Annotated in this window: 11 protein-coding genes; 9 read left to right on the forward strand and 2 right to left on the reverse strand. The window is 61.9% G+C overall.

The genetic code is table 11. The features are described from left to right. The first annotated feature begins 196 nt into the window (after nucleotides 1–196). A complete protein-coding gene (locus tag LOY50_RS26650; protein ID WP_018612353.1) occupies nucleotides 197–460 on the forward strand; it encodes a hypothetical protein in 264 nt (87 codons plus the stop codon). Between the two features lie 536 nt (nucleotides 461–996). Here the strand turns inward: LOY50_RS26650 and LOY50_RS26655 are convergent. Together LOY50_RS26655 and LOY50_RS26660 are read right to left on the reverse strand one after the other, a co-directional pair. After that, nucleotides 997–2,100, reverse strand: coding sequence for a GlxA family transcriptional regulator (locus tag LOY50_RS26655; protein WP_003177576.1), 1,104 nt, complete (start codon nucleotides 2,098–2,100; stop codon nucleotides 997–999). Nucleotides 2,101–2,683: 583 nt separating this feature from the next. Then, a complete protein-coding gene (locus tag LOY50_RS26660; RefSeq protein ID WP_214509925.1) occupies nucleotides 2,684–4,060 on the reverse strand; it encodes an L-serine ammonia-lyase in 1,377 nt (458 codons plus the stop codon). Between the two features lie 424 nt (nucleotides 4,061–4,484). On the opposite strand from LOY50_RS26660, the gene LOY50_RS26665 reads away from it, so the two are divergent. From LOY50_RS26665 to LOY50_RS26700, 8 genes are all read left to right on the forward strand, one after another. After that, complete coding sequence (locus tag LOY50_RS26665; RefSeq protein ID WP_214509926.1) at nucleotides 4,485–5,432, forward strand: choline ABC transporter substrate-binding protein; 948 nt, start codon at nucleotides 4,485–4,487, stop codon at nucleotides 5,430–5,432. Between the two features lie 71 nt (nucleotides 5,433–5,503). Beyond that, a complete protein-coding gene (gene choW / locus LOY50_RS26670) occupies nucleotides 5,504–6,349 on the forward strand; it encodes a choline ABC transporter permease subunit (protein ID WP_003206355.1) in 846 nt (281 codons plus the stop codon). Then, nucleotides 6,346–7,524, forward strand: coding sequence for a choline ABC transporter ATP-binding protein (gene choV / locus LOY50_RS26675; RefSeq protein ID WP_214509927.1), 1,179 nt, complete (start codon nucleotides 6,346–6,348; stop codon nucleotides 7,522–7,524). Before choW ends, choV begins: the two co-directional genes overlap by 4 nt. A gap of 313 nt (nucleotides 7,525–7,837) precedes the next feature. Next, nucleotides 7,838–8,458, forward strand: a complete 621-nt coding sequence (gene betI / locus LOY50_RS26680) for a transcriptional regulator BetI (RefSeq protein WP_003206359.1) — start codon at nucleotides 7,838–7,840, stop codon at nucleotides 8,456–8,458. 80 nt (nucleotides 8,459–8,538) lie between these two features. Continuing rightward, complete coding sequence (gene betB, locus LOY50_RS26685; RefSeq protein ID WP_024619087.1) at nucleotides 8,539–10,011, forward strand: betaine-aldehyde dehydrogenase; 1,473 nt, start codon at nucleotides 8,539–8,541, stop codon at nucleotides 10,009–10,011. A 219-nt stretch (nucleotides 10,012–10,230) separates the two neighbouring features. Next, nucleotides 10,231–11,934: a choline dehydrogenase gene (gene betA, locus LOY50_RS26690; RefSeq protein ID WP_258689586.1), complete on the forward strand. Its 1,704-nt coding sequence runs from the start codon at nucleotides 10,231–10,233 to the stop codon at nucleotides 11,932–11,934. Between the two features lie 435 nt (nucleotides 11,935–12,369). Then, the gene (locus LOY50_RS26695) at nucleotides 12,370–13,812 is read left to right on the forward strand and encodes a TldD/PmbA family protein (RefSeq protein WP_053182646.1); all 1,443 of its coding nucleotides are present in this window, start codon (nucleotides 12,370–12,372) and stop codon (nucleotides 13,810–13,812) included. A gap of 1 nt (nucleotide 13,813) precedes the next feature. Continuing rightward, nucleotides 13,814–15,151 carry a TldD/PmbA family protein gene (locus LOY50_RS26700; protein ID WP_258689588.1) on the forward strand — a complete coding sequence of 446 codons (1,338 nt, stop codon included), beginning with the start codon at nucleotides 13,814–13,816 and terminating at the stop codon, nucleotides 15,149–15,151. Nucleotides 15,152–15,253: the final 102 nt, after the last annotated feature.

A 15,253-nucleotide genomic window follows, 5' to 3' on the forward strand; every position in this document is an offset into this window, starting at 1 on the left:
GGAGCTGTCGCGCGAGGGTGACCAAACCATCGTGATTCAGCTTGAGGTCAGTGTGCCCAGTCCAGCCCCGTGCAAGTTAGCCGAAAACGACGCCTCCATAGTCATTCATGACATTGCGACCATTTGCCCTTGCCGCCGCTTCGGGTGGCTACCAGAATCGAGACACGACCCCAATCCCTGAACAAGGAAAAGCGTCATGATGTACGCCGATTTGATCGACCAGGAAGACCTGCTGGGCCATCTCAAGGCCCTGGGCCTGCAAATACCCAGTGGCTCCACCGCCGAGCAGGCGTGCGAGTGCGCCGTGCGGGGGCTGGACACCGTCCGTGCCAATGATTTGCGGCGGATGGTCAAGGAGATGTACACCAGCAGCGCCACTATCCTGCCGGCCGTGCGCCAGGCGATTGATAAGCAGCTGTTGCCGGCGTTGATGCAATACCAGCAGAACCATAGCGCCTGACAGAACCAATGGTTCCCACAGGATTTGTGTCGTTCACAAAACCTGTGGGAGCGAGCTTGCTCGCGATGGCGGCCTGACTGAGTACATATCCGTGCTGCGGTAACGGCGGCTTATGGTTCCGCCCTGACGGCGGCTCACTTTTGGAAAAGCGCCAAAAGTAAGCAAAAACGCTTTGCCCCACCACTCGGCACCTCGCCTAGGCTCGGTGTGCCCTCACTCCGGCATTGCTCCGTGGGCCCGCCGCGAAGGGCCATCCATGGCCCAGCGCGGCTACCTCGGCATCCATGCCGAGGTGCCCACTCCACAATGCCTGCGTTCGGCCAGCGTAGTTAACGGGGCGCCGAGATCAACGTCCACCGCGAGGCGGCCTAGTAGCCGACCTAGCTCTCCCCGTCGTACACCCATCAGATCTGTTTGAGCAGGACCTGTGGGAGCAAAGCTTGCTCGCGAGGCGGCCTTACAGCCAACCCGCCTCTCCAGCCAAACCCCAATCCAACTGTGGGAGCGAGCTTGCTCGCGATGAAGGCGCTACGGTCTCAGAGTCTCACACTGGCAAACGTCGACTCATTACGCGCCTGGCTCAGCGCCGACAGCGGGCCGGACAATGGCGACAGCACCAGCGCCTGCGGCAGCGGCATCATCGCAACCTGTTGTGTGGTGTTGGAGCCGACGCGTTCGTCACGCGGCGGAATGCCGAAGTATTCGCGGTAGCACTTGGAGAAGTGCGGGGTGGAGACGAAGCCGCACACCGAGGCCACTTCGATGATCGACATCGGCGTCTGCTTGAGCAGTTGCCGTGCACGGATCAACCGCAGCTTGAGGTAATAGCGCGACGGCGAGCAGTGCAGGTACTTCTGGAACAACCGCTCCAGCTGACGCCGGGACACGGCGACGTACACCGCCAGTTCGTCCAGGTCGATCGGTTCTTCGAGGTTGGCCTCCATCAGCGCGACGATTTCCTGCAACTTCGGCTGGTTGGTGCCGAGCATGTGCTTGAGCGGCACACGCTGGTGATCCTGTTCGTTGCGGATACGCTCGTAGACAAACATTTCCGAGATCGCTGCCGACAGTTCACGACCGTGATCGCGGCTGATCAGGTGCAGCATCATGTCCAGCGGCGCGGTGCCGCCGGAGCTGGTGAAGCGGTTACGGTCGAGGGTGAACAAGCGGGTACTCATCGATACCCGCGGGAAAGCTTCCTGCATTGCCGCCAGGCATTCCCAGTGCACGCTGCAATCGAAGCCGTCCAGCAGGCCGGCGCAGGCCAGGGCCCAACTGCCGGTACAAACCGCGCCGAGGCGACGGGATTGGCGGGCCTGGCTCTGCAGCCACGACACGTGTTCGCGGGTCACGGTACGCTGGATGCCGATGCCGCCACAGACGATGACAGTATCCAGGGCCGGCGCCTTGTGCATGGAGGCGTCGGGGGTGATCTGCAAGCCGTCGCTGGCCCAGACCTGGCCGCCATCGACCGTAAGGGTGGTCCAGCGATACAGCTCGCGACCGGACAGTTGGTTGGCCATGCGTAGCGGTTCCACCGCGGACGCCAGGGAAATCAGCGTGAAATTGTCCAGCAGCAAAAAGCCGATGGATTGAGGCGCACGGTTCTGGGGTTGGGCCCCGGAGTTGGACGTCGTCATCGCGGTATCTCCTCACACAAAGCGGGTGATGGCCTCAGGCGGAGGCTCTTTTTATTGGTTATTGCCCTCGTTCTCACAAAGGAGCTGGGCTTTACAGCAATAGAGCAATTGCCATGCCTAAAATTGAATACGCGTTCAATAAATCCTGAAAACGACATCACGACCTGTCTATATAAGGCGTGCATCGAGTACGGGTTATAAGCGCCATCAATGGCGGCAGGCACCTGTCACAGCGGGCCGTGAGCAGTTCGGTAGCACTTGTGGGAACTGGGCTGCGCCGCTTGCGCAACGAGTATCACCACAGGTGCGGATGACGGACGGTCGAGCGCGATTCAGTGGTTGGCTCGACAACGGGGCTCTTGTCTGTTTGCGACGCGCTAAAAGGTGGCGCGTTTGCAGATTGGTGTTCATTTTGTGAGCGGTTTTCGCTCTTGTGGGTAAAGGGAATCATCTGTGGGAGCAAAGCTTGCTCGCGATGGCTGTATGCCAGTCGACATCCATGTTGAATCTAATGCCGCCATCGCGGGCAAGCCTTGCTCCCACAGAGAAATCCCTTGCTACCAAAGGGGTGCGCAAATGCGACTCAGCACTCCACCGCACTGACCGCCAAGCCGCCGCGCGAGGTCTCTTTGTATTTGTCATGCATGTCGGCACCGGTATCACGCATGGTGCGGATCACCCGGTCCAGGGAGATGAAATGCTGGCCGTCCCCGCGCAGGGCCATTTGGGCAGCATTGATGGCCTTGACTGCGGCGATCGCATTGCGCTCGATGCACGGCACCTGCACCAGGCCGCCCACTGGGTCGCACGTCAGGCCGAGGTTGTGTTCCAGGCCGATTTCCGCCGCGTTGCACAGTTGCTCCGGCGTGGCCCCGAGGATCTCCGCCAGGCCTGCCGCCGCCATGGCGCAGGCCGATCCCACTTCGCCCTGGCAACCGACTTCGGCGCCAGAAATCGATGCGTTCTTCTTGCACAGGATCCCGACGGCCGCCGCACCGAGGAAATAATCCACGACGTTGGCGTCGGTGACCGCTTCGCTGAATTTCATGAAGTAATGCAGTACCGCCGGAATGATCCCCGCTGCGCCATTGGTCGGCGCCGTGACCATGCGCCCGCCGGCGGCGTTCTCTTCGTTGACCGCCAGGGCGAACAGGTTGACCCACTCCATGGCGCTGAGGGTCGAGCCGATGACATTGGGTTTGTTCAGTTCTTGCAGGCTGCGGTGCAACTTGGCCGCCCGCCGACGCACATTCAAACCGCCCGGCAGGATGCCTTCGTGCTTGAGGCCCTGCTCGACGCAATCCTGCATGGCCCGCCAGAGTTTCATCAGGCCGCTGCGGATCTCGTCTTCCGAACGCCAGACCTTTTCGTTGGCCATCATCAACTCGGCCACCCGCAGGTTGTGGCTGCGGCACAACTGGAGCAACTCTTCGGCGCTGGAAAAATCGTAAGGCAGTTCGGTGCGATCCAGGTCCACCACACCGCTGGCGGCCTGGGCCTGGTCGACGACGAAACCACCGCCGACCGAGTAATAGGTGTCACGGTGCAGCTCGCCGTTGGCGGTCTCGGCCACCAGCGTCATGGCGTTGGGGTGGAATGGCAGGTTTTCGTCGATCAGGCGCATGTCCCGGGACCAGATGAACGGTACCGACAGGCGACCGTCGAGCAGCAGGGTCTGGGTTTCGCGCAGTCGCTCAATGCGCACACCAATCTGCGACGGATCGATCGCGTCCGGCCACTCGCCCATCAAGCCCATGATCACCGCGTTATCGCTGCCATGGCCGATGCCAGTGGCTGAAAGCGAACCGTAGAGCTGAACTTCCACCCGCGCGACTTGTTCCAAAAGTCCTCGCTCACGCAAACCTTGCACGAACAATGCGGCGGCCCGCATCGGGCCCACGGTGTGTGAGCTGGACGGGCCGATACCGATTTTGAACAGGTCGAACACGCTGATTGCCATTGCCGAAAACCTCCAGAACAGGCACATCCGGGCGCAGGAGCGTCCGGTGACGGAGCTGCTACGCTCAACGCCGGGATGGCCGCATCATCCGGTTTTTGCCTTGGAGTCCGACGTCTGACACCGACGCAATCATGCCCAGCAACGCCGCCCCGTCCTGGCCCCTGTTTTGCGCCGTTTTTCTGCGTATCAGAGGCCCGCCAGGGGCGGAAAAAATCTGTAAACGACGTCACCGACACTGGATGCGACCCTCCCTGTACTGGATACGACCCACCCTGTAGGCGTCAGATTTGCACTGGTACATGATCGGTTACGGCTCGTTTGCAAGGCCGCGTGTCAGAGAGTGCCCACGCGCCACCAACCGCAACATCCAATAAGCGCGGTTGTCCTGACCGGACACCGCCGATAAAACACCAGGAGTCCACCCATGAAAGGTTCCACATCGTTGTTGTTGGCCGCCATGCTGAGTCTTCCGATGCTGGCCAACGCTGCTGAACCCCAACAGTGCAGCACCGTCAACTTCTCCGATGTCGGCTGGACCGACATCACCGTGACCACCGCCACCACCAGCGTGGTGCTCGACGCCCTCGGCTACAAGACCAAGACCACCATGATTTCCGTGCCGGTGACCTACAAGTCCCTGGCCGACGGCAAGAACATGGACGTGTTCCTCGGCAACTGGATGCCGACCATGGAAAACGACATCAAGGCCTACCGCGAAGCCGGCACCGTGGAAACCCTGCGCACCAACCTCAAGGGCGCCAAGTACACCCTCGCCGTGCCTCAGGCGTTGTATGACAAAGGCCTGCACGACTTCGCCGACATCCCCAAATTCAAGAAAGAGCTGGACGGCAAGATCTACGGGATCGAACCCGGCAACGACGGCAACCGCCTGATCCAGAGCATGATCGAAAAGAACGCCTTCGGCCTGAAGGACGCAGGCTTCAAAGTCGTAGAGTCGAGTGAAGCCGGCATGCTCTCGCAGGTCGACCGCGCCTCCAAGCGTGGCACCGACGTGGTGTTCCTCGGCTGGGCGCCACACCCGATGAACACCCGCTTCAAGATCCAGTACCTGACCGGCGGCGACGACTTCTTCGGCCCCGACTTCGGTGCCGCAACCGTGGCGACCAACACCCGCAAGGGCTACAGCCAGGAATGCAGCAACGTTGGCCAGCTGTTGAAAAACCTGGAGTTCACCGTCGACATGGAAAGCACGCTGATGGGCAACGTGCTCGACGACAAGATGAAGCCAGAGGCTGCCGCCAAGGCCTGGCTGAAGAAAAACCCACAGGTACTCGATACCTGGTTGGCTGGCGTGACCACCATTGACGGTAAACCTGGCCTGGACGCCGTGAAAGCCAAGCTTGCGCAGTAACTGCTTATGTTATGCCGGGCGGGTTCGCTCGCCCGGGCTGTTTATTCCCTTGCATGCGGACGTTCACTACCATGCTCATTGATCAGAAAATACCCTTAGGCCAGTACATTGCCGGCTTCGTCGAATGGTTGACGCAACACGGCGCCAGCACCTTCGACGCAATCGCACTGTTCCTGGAAACGATGATTCACGGCGTGACGTTTGCGCTGACCTGGTTCAATCCCCTGGCCTTGATCGGCCTCATTGCGCTATTGGCGCACTTCATCCAGCGCAAATGGGGCCTGACCGTATTCGTCATTGCGTCCTTCCTGCTGATCCTCAACCTGGGTTACTGGCAAGAGACCATGGAAACCCTCGCCCAGGTGCTGTTCGCGACCCTGGTTTGCGTACTGATCGGCGTGCCGCTGGGCATTGTTGCCGCGCACAAGCCGATGTTCTACACCCTGATGCGTCCGGTACTCGATCTGATGCAGACCGTACCGACCTTCGTCTACCTCATTCCTACCCTGACCCTATTCGGGCTGGGTGTGGTCCCAGGCCTGATCTCCACGGTGGTGTTCGCGATTGCCGCGCCCATCCGCCTGACCTACCTGGGCATCCGCGACGTACCGGACGAACTGATGGACGCCGGCAAAGCCTTCGGCTGCTCCCGTCGCCAGCTCCTGTCGCGCATTGAACTGCCCCATGCGATGCCGAGCATCGCCGCCGGTATCACCCAGTGCATCATGCTGTCGTTGTCGATGGTGGTGATCGCCGCACTGGTGGGCGCCGATGGCCTGGGCAAACCCGTGGTCAACGCACTGAACACCGCCGATATCGCCCTGGGCTTCGAAGCCGGCCTGGCGATCGTCCTGCTGGCAATCATGCTCGACCGAATCTGCAAACAACCCGACGCCAAAGTAGGGGGTGACGCATGAGCATAATCCGCTTCGACCAGGTCGACGTGATCTTCTCCAAGGATCCACGCGAAGCCCTCAAGCTGCTCGACCAAGGCATGACCCGCAACGAAATCCTGAAGAAAACCGGGCAAATCGTCGGCGTGGAAAAAGCCAGCCTGGACATCGAGAAAGGCGAAATCTGTGTCTTGATGGGCCTGTCCGGCTCCGGCAAATCCAGCCTGTTGCGCTGCATCAATGGCTTGAACACCGTCAGCCGCGGCAAGCTGTTCGTCGAACACGAAGGCCGGCAGATCGACATCGCCTCCTGCACCCCCGCCGAACTGAAGATGATGCGCACCCAGCGCATCGCCATGGTGTTCCAGAAGTTCGCCCTGATGCCTTGGCTGACGGTGCGCGAGAACATCAGCTTCGGCCTGGAAATGCAGGGCCGTCCTGAGAAAGAACGCCGCAAGCTGGTGGATGAGAAGCTGGAGCTGGTGGGCCTGACCCAGTGGCGCAACAAGAAGCCCGACGAATTGTCCGGCGGCATGCAGCAACGGGTCGGCCTGGCCCGCGCCCTGGCGATGGACGCCGACATCCTGCTGATGGACGAACCCTTCTCTGCCCTCGACCCGCTGATCCGCCAAGGCCTGCAAGACGAACTGCTGGAGCTGCAACGCAAGCTGAGCAAGACCATCGTGTTCGTCAGCCACGACCTCGACGAAGCCCTGAAGCTGGGCAGTCGTATCGCGATCATGAAAGACGGCCGGATCATCCAGTACAGCAAGCCGGAAGAAATCGTGTTGAACCCGGCGGACGACTACGTGCGCACTTTCGTCGCCCACACCAACCCGCTCAACGTCCTGTGCGGTCGCAGCCTGATGCGCACCCTGGACAACTGCAAGCGCATCAACGGTTCGGTGTGCCTGGACCCGGGCGGCGACTCCTGGCTCGACCTGGCCGAAGGCAACACCATCAAGGGCGCCCGGCAGAATGGCGCGGCGCTGGACCTGCAAAACTGGGTGCCGGGCCAAGCCGTCGAAGAGCTGGGCCGGCGTCCGACCCTGGTGGACTCCAACATCGGCATGCGCGACGCATTGCAGATTCGCTACCAGACCGGCAACAAACTGGTGCTCCACGATAACCAGCAAGTCGTCGGGATCCTGGGCGACAGCGAGCTGTACCACGCACTGCTGGGCAAGAACCTGGGCTAAGCCCACGCCAGCAAAAACGCCGCGAGATGAACGCGGCGTTTTTGTTTGGGCCAATCTCAAGCGCAATGCAGGCCTCTGTGGCCTCTGTGGCGAGGGAGCTCGCTGCATCGCCTCATTTCAACCAATCGACGGGTGGGCAGCCAATCGACGAGTGTTATAAAGACATCCCCAAAAGTCCTCGCCCCGACAAACAGCGACGACTTGTCATAGAACTTATTTTTTGTTGATTGAACGTTCAATCAAAACAAAATAGACTGGCTTTCGTTCCGGCAGACGACATTCGTGCGCCGGATGGCCTAAGGAGATGTGCTAGATGCCCAAGGTCGGTATGCAACCCATCCGCCGCCAACAACTGATCGAAGCCACGTTGCAAGCGGTCGATCAAGTCGGCATGGGGGACGCCAGCATTGCGCTGATCGCCCGTTTGGCCGGTGTCTCCAACGGCATCATCAGTCACTACTTTCAGGACAAGAATGGCCTGATCGCGGCCACGGCCCAGTACCTGATGACTGTCCTGAGCGAGAACGTCACCGCGCGCCGCCAGGCACTGGAGGACACAAGCCCCCGGGCTCACCTCAAGGTGATCATCGAAGGCAACTTCGACGCCAGCCAGGTCAATGGCCCGGCAATGAAAACCTGGCTGGCCTTCTGGGCCACCAGCATGCACCACCCGTCTTTGCACAGGTTGCAGCGGATCAACGATCACCGTCTGTATTCCAACCTGTGTAGCCAGTTCCGCCGCGTGTTGCCCGTCGATCAGGCGCGCAGCGCAGCAAGGGGCCTGGCCGCGTTGATTGACGGTTTGTGGCTGCGCGGAGCGCTGTCGGGAGACGCGTTTGATACCGCCCAGGCGCACCAGATCGCGTACGAATACATGGATTTCCAACTGGCCAAGGCAGGGGCACCAGAGCACACAGAACCGCTCGACTCCTGAACCGCCGCCGAACCGCGTAGTCAGCTATAAACGACACGCTCCGGTGGTCAGCCAACCACTTATGCACTTGCGAGGACTTTATGGCCCGTTTCGAACTGCAAAAACTCTACATCGATGGCGCGTACAGCGATGCCAGCGGCGACGCCACTTTCGAAGCCATCAACCCTGCCAACGGTGAAGTCCTTGCCCAAGTGCAGCGTGCGACGTTCGAGGACGTCGAGCGCGCCGTGGTCAGTGCCGAAAAGGGCCAGAAGGTCTGGGCTGCCATGACCGCCATGCAGCGTTCGCGCATCCTGCGTCGCGCCGTGGACATCCTGCGTGAGCGCAACGATGAACTGGCCGCCCTGGAAACCCTGGACACCGGCAAGGCCTACTCCGAAACCCGCTACGTCGACATCGTCACCGGCGCCGACGTGCTGGAATACTACGCCGGCCTGGTGCCTGCCATCGAAGGCGAGCAGGTTCCGCTGCGCACCACTTCATTCGTCTACACCCGTCGCGAGCCCCTGGGCGTAGTGGCCGGTATCGGCGCCTGGAACTACCCGATCCAGATCGCCCTGTGGAAATCCGCCCCGGCCCTGGCGGCCGGTAACGCGATGATCTTCAAGCCGAGCGAAGTCACCTCGCTGACCACCCTGAAACTGGCCGAGATCTACACCGAGGCCGGCGTTCCAGCGGGTGTGTTCAACGTCCTGACCGGCAGCGGTCGTGAAGTCGGCACCTGGCTGACCGAGCACCCACGCATCGAGAAAATCTCCTTTACCGGCGGCACCGACACCGGCAAGAAAGTCATGGCCAGCGCCTCGAGCTCTTCGCTCAAGGACGTGACCATGGAACTGGGCGGCAAGTCGCCGCTGATCATCTTCGACGACGCCGACCTGGATCGCGCCGCCGACACCGCGATGATGGCCAACTTCTATAGTTCCGGCCAGGTCTGCACCAACGGCACCCGCGTGTTCGTGCCAAGCCACCTCAAGGCCGCCTTCGAAGCCAAGATCGCCGAGCGTGTGGCGCGCATCCGTATCGGTAATCCTCAGGACGAAAACACCAACTTCGGCCCGCTGGTGAGCTTCGCCCACATGGAAAGCGTGCTGGGCTACATCGAGAAAGGCAAAGCCGAAGGCGCGCGCCTGCTGTGCGGCGGCAGTCGCCTGACCGACGGCGAATTGGCCAAGGGCGCGTTCGTCGCCCCGACCGTGTTCACCGATTGCACCGACGAGATGACCATCGTGCGTGAAGAAATCTTCGGCCCGGTGATGAGCATCCTCACCTATGACACCGAAGAAGAAGTGATCCGCCGCGCCAACGACACCGACTTCGGCCTGGCCGCTGGCGTCGTCACCCGCGACCTGAACCGCGCCCACCGCGTGATCCACCAGCTCGAAGCCGGTATCTGCTGGATCAACGCCTGGGGTGAGTCGGCGGCTGAAATGCCGGTCGGTGGCTACAAGCAATCGGGCGTGGGCCGGGAGAACGGCATCAGCTCGCTGAACAACTTCACACGCATCAAATCGGTACAGGTCGAGTTGGGCGATTACACGTCGGTGTTCTGATCTGGCACCGAACCTGAGGTTGGGGCTTTTGTGGCGAGGGAGCTTGCTCCCGCTGGGCTGCGAAGCGGCCCCAACTTCAAGTCCCAGACCATTCAGACAGAACACGGTCGCCCTGTTTGCGACTGCTGCGCAGTCGAGCGGGAGCAAGCTCCCTCGCCACAAGGAATGTGGCACCCGACGACCGCGACCTGAACCCAATTCCAGAAGAGGGTGCATTTCATGTCCCAAGAATTCGATTACATCATCATCGGCGCCGGTTCGGCCGGTAATACCCTGGCCACCCGCCTGACCGAAGACGAAGGCGTCACCGTCCTGTTGCTCGAAGCCGGCGGCCCGGACTATCGCCTGGACTTCCGCACACAAATGCCCGCCGCCCTGGCGTTCCCGCTGCAAGGCCGGCGCTACAACTGGGCCTACGAGACCGACCCGGAGCCACACATGGATGGCCGCCGCATGGAATGCGGTCGCGGCAAGGGCCTGGGTGGTTCTTCGCTGATCAACGGCATGTGCTACATCCGCGGCAACGCCCTGGACTATGACAACTGGGCCAAGCTGCCGGGCCTGGAAGACTGGGCCTACCTCGATTGCCTGCCGTATTTCCGTAAAGCCGAAACCCGTGACATCGGCCCGAACGACTACCACGGCGGCGACGGCCCGGTCAGCGTGACCACGCCCAAGGCCGGCAACAACCCGCTGTTCCACGCCATGGTCGAAGCCGGCGTACAGGCCGGTTACCCGCGTACAGAAGACCTCAATGGCTACCAGCAGGAAGGTTTCGGCCCGATGGACCGCACCGTCACGCCCAACGGCCGTCGGGCCAGCACCGCGCGCGGTTACCTGGACATCGCCAAGAAGCGCTCGACCCTGACCATCGTCACCCACGCCCTGACCGACAAGATCATCTTCGAAGGCAAACGCGCGGTCGGCGTGCGTTACCTGGTGGGCGCCGCCGAAGAGCGCGTCGAAGCCCGGGCGCGCAAGGAAGTGCTGCTGTGCTCCGGCGCCATCGCCTCGCCGCAGATCCTGCAACGCTCTGGCGTCGGCCCGGCCCAATTGCTGGAAAGCCTCGACATCCCGGTGGTCCACGATCTGCCAGGTGTCGGTGAAAACCTGCAGGATCACCTGGAGCTGTACCTGCAATACGCCTGCACCCAACCGGTTTCCCTGTACCCGTCGCTGCTCTGGTACAACCAGCCGGCCATCGGTGCCGAGTGGCTGTTCAACGGCACCGGGATCGGCGCCAGCAACCAGTTCGAGGCCGGCGGTTTCATCCGCACCCGTCCGGAATTCGATTGGCCGAACATCCAGTATCACTTCCTGCCGGTGGCGATTAACTACAACGGCAGCAACGGGGTGAAGGAACACGGTTTCCAGGCGCACATGGGTTCCATGCGCTCGCCAAGCCGCGGCCGGATCCAGGCCAAGTCCAAGGACCCACGCCAGTACCCGAGCATCCTGTTCAACTACATGGCGACCGAGCAGGACTGGCAGGAATTTCGCGATGGCATCCGCCTGACCCGCGAGATCATGCAGCAGCCAGCGCTCGATCCGTTCCGTGGCCGTGAGATCAGCCCGGGCATCGAGGTGCAGACGGACGAGCAGTTGGACCAGTTCATCCGCGAGCATGCCGAAACCGCGTTCCACCCCTCCTGCTCGTGCAAGATGGGCACCGACGACATGGCCGTGGTGGATGGCGAAGGCCGCGTGCATGGCATGCAAGGGTTGCGCGTGGTGGATGCCTCGATCATGCCGATCATCACCACCGGCAACCTGAACGCGCCGACGATCATGATCGCCGAGAAAATCGCCGACAAGATCCGCGGCCGCAAGCCCCTGCCACGCAGCACCGCGCCGTACTTCGTGGCCGGCGATGCGCCGGTGCGCGGCAAGCCGATGCGTGAAGTGGGGCCTAGCGCCCAGTAAGACTCAGGACCGCGGCGCGACCTTCGCGAGCAGGCTCGCTCCCAAATTTGGATCTGCAGCGGACACACATTTTGTGACCACTAAGATCCCTTGTGGGAGCGAGCCTGCTCGCGAAGGGGTCAGACCATTCAACATCTTCGCTGACTGCCACACCGCCATCGCGAGCAAGCTCGCTCCCACAGGGATTGGCGGCGGACACACATTTTGTGACCACCAAAGACCCACAGTGAGAGCTCCCACTGGGTTTGGTGGTGAACACAGATTTTGTGACCACCAAAGTTCCACTGTGGGAGCGAGCTTGCTCGCGATCGCGTCCACCCTGACGCCCCCAAATTCCTATCTGCCTTGATCCCTCCCCCGCCCCAGGCCTACTCTAGAGCCACCGCGTCAAAGCGCCGCACCTCGCCGCACCGCCACTCCAGACAAGGAGGTTCCATGTTCGACTTCCACCCCCAGCTCAAGCAGCGTTTTGCTGCCTTGCGCACGGGCGCTGAATTCTTTTCCCTGCGTTACGTGCGCGAGTCCGGCCAGCACCTGTCGGTGCGCAAGAATGTCGCCGAACCGCCCAGCCTGGGCCGTGATGAAGGGGCGATGCTCACCGTGCGGGTCAACGGGGTCGAGGCGTATGCCGCTACCAACGACCTGTCCCAGGCCGGCCTGCAAGCGGCACTGGAACGCGCCGAGCAACATGCTCGTGGGCTCAAGCCCCACGCCCTGTTGGACCTGCGCGAGCAAGCGGTGTCCAGCGACCGCGCCGATTACTTCTCGCCGAATTTCGACCAGGCCTTCCCGCCACTGAGCGATTGCTACCAATTGCTCGGCGACGAGTCAGCCGCAGTGCCTCAGGACGAGCGCCTGGTGAACTGGCAAGCCAGCATCGGCCTGACCCAGGTCGAGCAGATCTACCTCAACAGTGCCGGCGCTGAACTGCGCCAGGCCCAACGCTTCATCTACCCGGCCCTGGAAGTCACCGCCTTCGACGGCAACGACAGCCAGACCCGCACCCTGGGCCGGGAAAATTTCGGCCAGCAAGGCAGCTTCGATGTAATCAGCCGCAGCGGCTTGATCGGTGCCGGGCGGAAAATCGCTGACCAGGCCCTGCAATTGCTGCTGGCACCGAACACCCCGCAAGGCCCCCGTGACCTGCTGCTGATGCCTGACCAGATGATGTTGCAGATCCACGAATCCATCGGTCACCCGCTGGAACTGGACCGCATCCTCGGGGACGAGCGCAATTACGCCGGCACCAGCTTCGTCAAGGCCAGCGATTTCGGCCACCTGCAATACGGCTCCAGCCTGTTGAACGTGACCTTCGATCCGGACATTCCCGAAGAACTGGCGAGCTACAGCCATGACGACGATGGCAGCGCCGCCAGCAAACAGTTCCTGATTCGTGAAGGCCTGTTGCTGCGTCCACTGGGCGGCGCACTGTCACAGTTCCGTGCTGGCCTGGACGGTGTCGCCAACAGCCGCGCCTGCGGCTGGAATCGCCCGCCCATCGACCGCATGGCGAACCTGAACATCGAACCTGGCGACCAGTCCCTGGAACAACTGATCCAAGGCACCGAGCACGGCGTGCTGATGCGCACCAACCGCTCCTGGTCCATCGACGACGCCCGCAACAAATTCCAGTTCGGCTGCGAGTGGGGCCAGTTGATCGAGAACGGCGAGCTCAAGGGCGTGGTGAAGAACCCCAACTACCGGGGTATTTCCGCGCAATTCTGGAAGAGCCTGCGCGCCGTGGGCGATGCCAGTACCTCTCGGGTCCTGGGCACGCCGAACTGCGGCAAGGGCGAACCGAACCAGGTCATCCGCGTCGGCCATGCGTCGCCGGCCTGTGTGTTCAGCAACGTTGATGTGTTTGGGGGGGATGCCTGATATGAGCACCGTCAATAATCAGGCCGAGGCATTCAAGGTGTTGGTCGACTGGCTGCGCGATGCGCTGCATGAGCAGGAACAGTTCACCTTGGGTTATGCCGCCGAGTCCTCGGCCTTCGTGCGTTTCAACCACGCCAAGGTGCGCCAGGCCGGGCAGGTGCAGCAGGCCAATGTCAGTTTCAAATTGATCGACGACGGACGCCACGCCGACTTGCAGATCACCTTGTCCGGCGATACCGAGACCGACCTGCAACGCCTGTCCGAAGGCCTGCAACAGCTGCGCGAAACCTTGCCGCTGCTGCCCCGCGATCCGTACCTGCTGCTCAATCCCGACCACTGGCAGAGCCATAACGTGCAGGACCATCCGCTGCCGGACACCGAGCAGGCCGTGGCCGAAATCAGCCGCGCCGCCGAGGGCCTGGACCTGGTGGGGTTCTATGCGGCCGGGCCCATCAGCCGGGGTTTCGCCAGTTCGTCAGGAGCGTTCGGCTGGCATCAGGCCAACAGCTTCAACTTCGATTTCAGCCTGTTCCATGAAAACGGTCAGGCAGTGAAAGCCAGCTATGCCGGGCATGCGTGGAGCAGCGAAGGATTTGCCCGGCGCTTCGAGCAGGCCCGCGAGCAACTGGCGTTTCTCGGCCTGCCGTTGCGCACGTTGCCGCCTGGCGAATACCGTGCCTACCTGGCACCGGCCGCCCTGGAAGAGATCATGGGCATGCTCAGTTGGGGCGGGTTCTCGGCCCGGGCGATTGCCAGCAAGCAGAGCCCGTTGCAGAAGTTCTACGCCAACGAAGCAAGCCTGAGCCCCAACGTGTGGCTGAGCGAACAGGTCAGCGGCTCCTTGAGCCCGGCGTTTTCCGACGAAGGTTATCCCCGCGATGACCTGGGGCTGATCGCCAAGGGCACGGCCAATGCGCAGTTGGTCAACTCCCGAAGCGCCGCCGAATACGGCCTCGCCGCCAACGGCGCCAGCAGCTACGAATACCCCACGGCGCTGGACATGCAGGGCGGGCAACTGGAGCACAAATACATCCTCGAAGAACTTGGCACCGGGCTGTACATCAGCAACCTCTGGTACCTGAACTACTCGGACCAACCGGCCGCCCGCCTGACCGGCATGACCCGCTTCGCCACGTTCTGGGTCGAGAACGGCCAGATCGTAGCACCGGTCAGTACCATGCGCTTCGACGACAGCGTCTACAGCCTGCTCGGCTCGCAACTCGAAGGCCTGACCCGAGAGCGGGAACTGCTGCTCTCGGCCAGCACCTACAGCCAGCGGGCCACGGCCTCGATGTTGTTGCCGGGGGCGCTGGTCAAGCGGTTGACCTTGACGCTGTAACACCAGGAAGGTGGCTTCATCCCCTGTGGCGAGGGAGCTTGCTCCCGCTGGGTCTGTAGGAGCTGACGAGCGGAGCGAGGCTGCGATCTTTTCGCTGTCGAT

Source organism: Pseudomonas sp. B21-010 (assembly GCF_024749325.1).
GTDB classification, from domain to species: Bacteria; Pseudomonadota; Gammaproteobacteria; order Pseudomonadales; family Pseudomonadaceae; genus Aquipseudomonas; species Aquipseudomonas kilonensis.

Excerpts from the sequence above, each read along its gene's own strand:
- LOY50_RS26650 (WP_018612353.1), top strand. The coding sequence starts at position 197 with ATGATGTACGCCGATTTGATCGACCAGGAAGACCTGCTGGGCCATCTC.
- LOY50_RS26655 (WP_003177576.1), bottom strand. The coding sequence starts at position 2,100 with ATGACGACGTCCAACTCCGGGGCCCAACCCCAGAACCGTGCGCCTCAA.
- LOY50_RS26660 (WP_214509925.1), bottom strand. The coding sequence starts at position 4,060 with ATGGCAATCAGCGTGTTCGACCTGTTCAAAATCGGTATCGGCCCGTCC.
- LOY50_RS26665 (WP_214509926.1), top strand. The coding sequence starts at position 4,485 with ATGAAAGGTTCCACATCGTTGTTGTTGGCCGCCATGCTGAGTCTTCCG.
- choW (WP_003206355.1), top strand. The coding sequence starts at position 5,504 with ATGCTCATTGATCAGAAAATACCCTTAGGCCAGTACATTGCCGGCTTC.
- choV (WP_214509927.1), top strand. The coding sequence starts at position 6,346 with ATGAGCATAATCCGCTTCGACCAGGTCGACGTGATCTTCTCCAAGGAT.
- betI (WP_003206359.1), top strand. The coding sequence starts at position 7,838 with ATGCCCAAGGTCGGTATGCAACCCATCCGCCGCCAACAACTGATCGAA.
- betB (WP_024619087.1), top strand. The coding sequence starts at position 8,539 with ATGGCCCGTTTCGAACTGCAAAAACTCTACATCGATGGCGCGTACAGC.
- betA (WP_258689586.1), top strand. The coding sequence starts at position 10,231 with ATGTCCCAAGAATTCGATTACATCATCATCGGCGCCGGTTCGGCCGGT.
- LOY50_RS26695 (WP_053182646.1), top strand. The coding sequence starts at position 12,370 with ATGTTCGACTTCCACCCCCAGCTCAAGCAGCGTTTTGCTGCCTTGCGC.
- LOY50_RS26700 (WP_258689588.1), top strand. The coding sequence starts at position 13,814 with ATGAGCACCGTCAATAATCAGGCCGAGGCATTCAAGGTGTTGGTCGAC.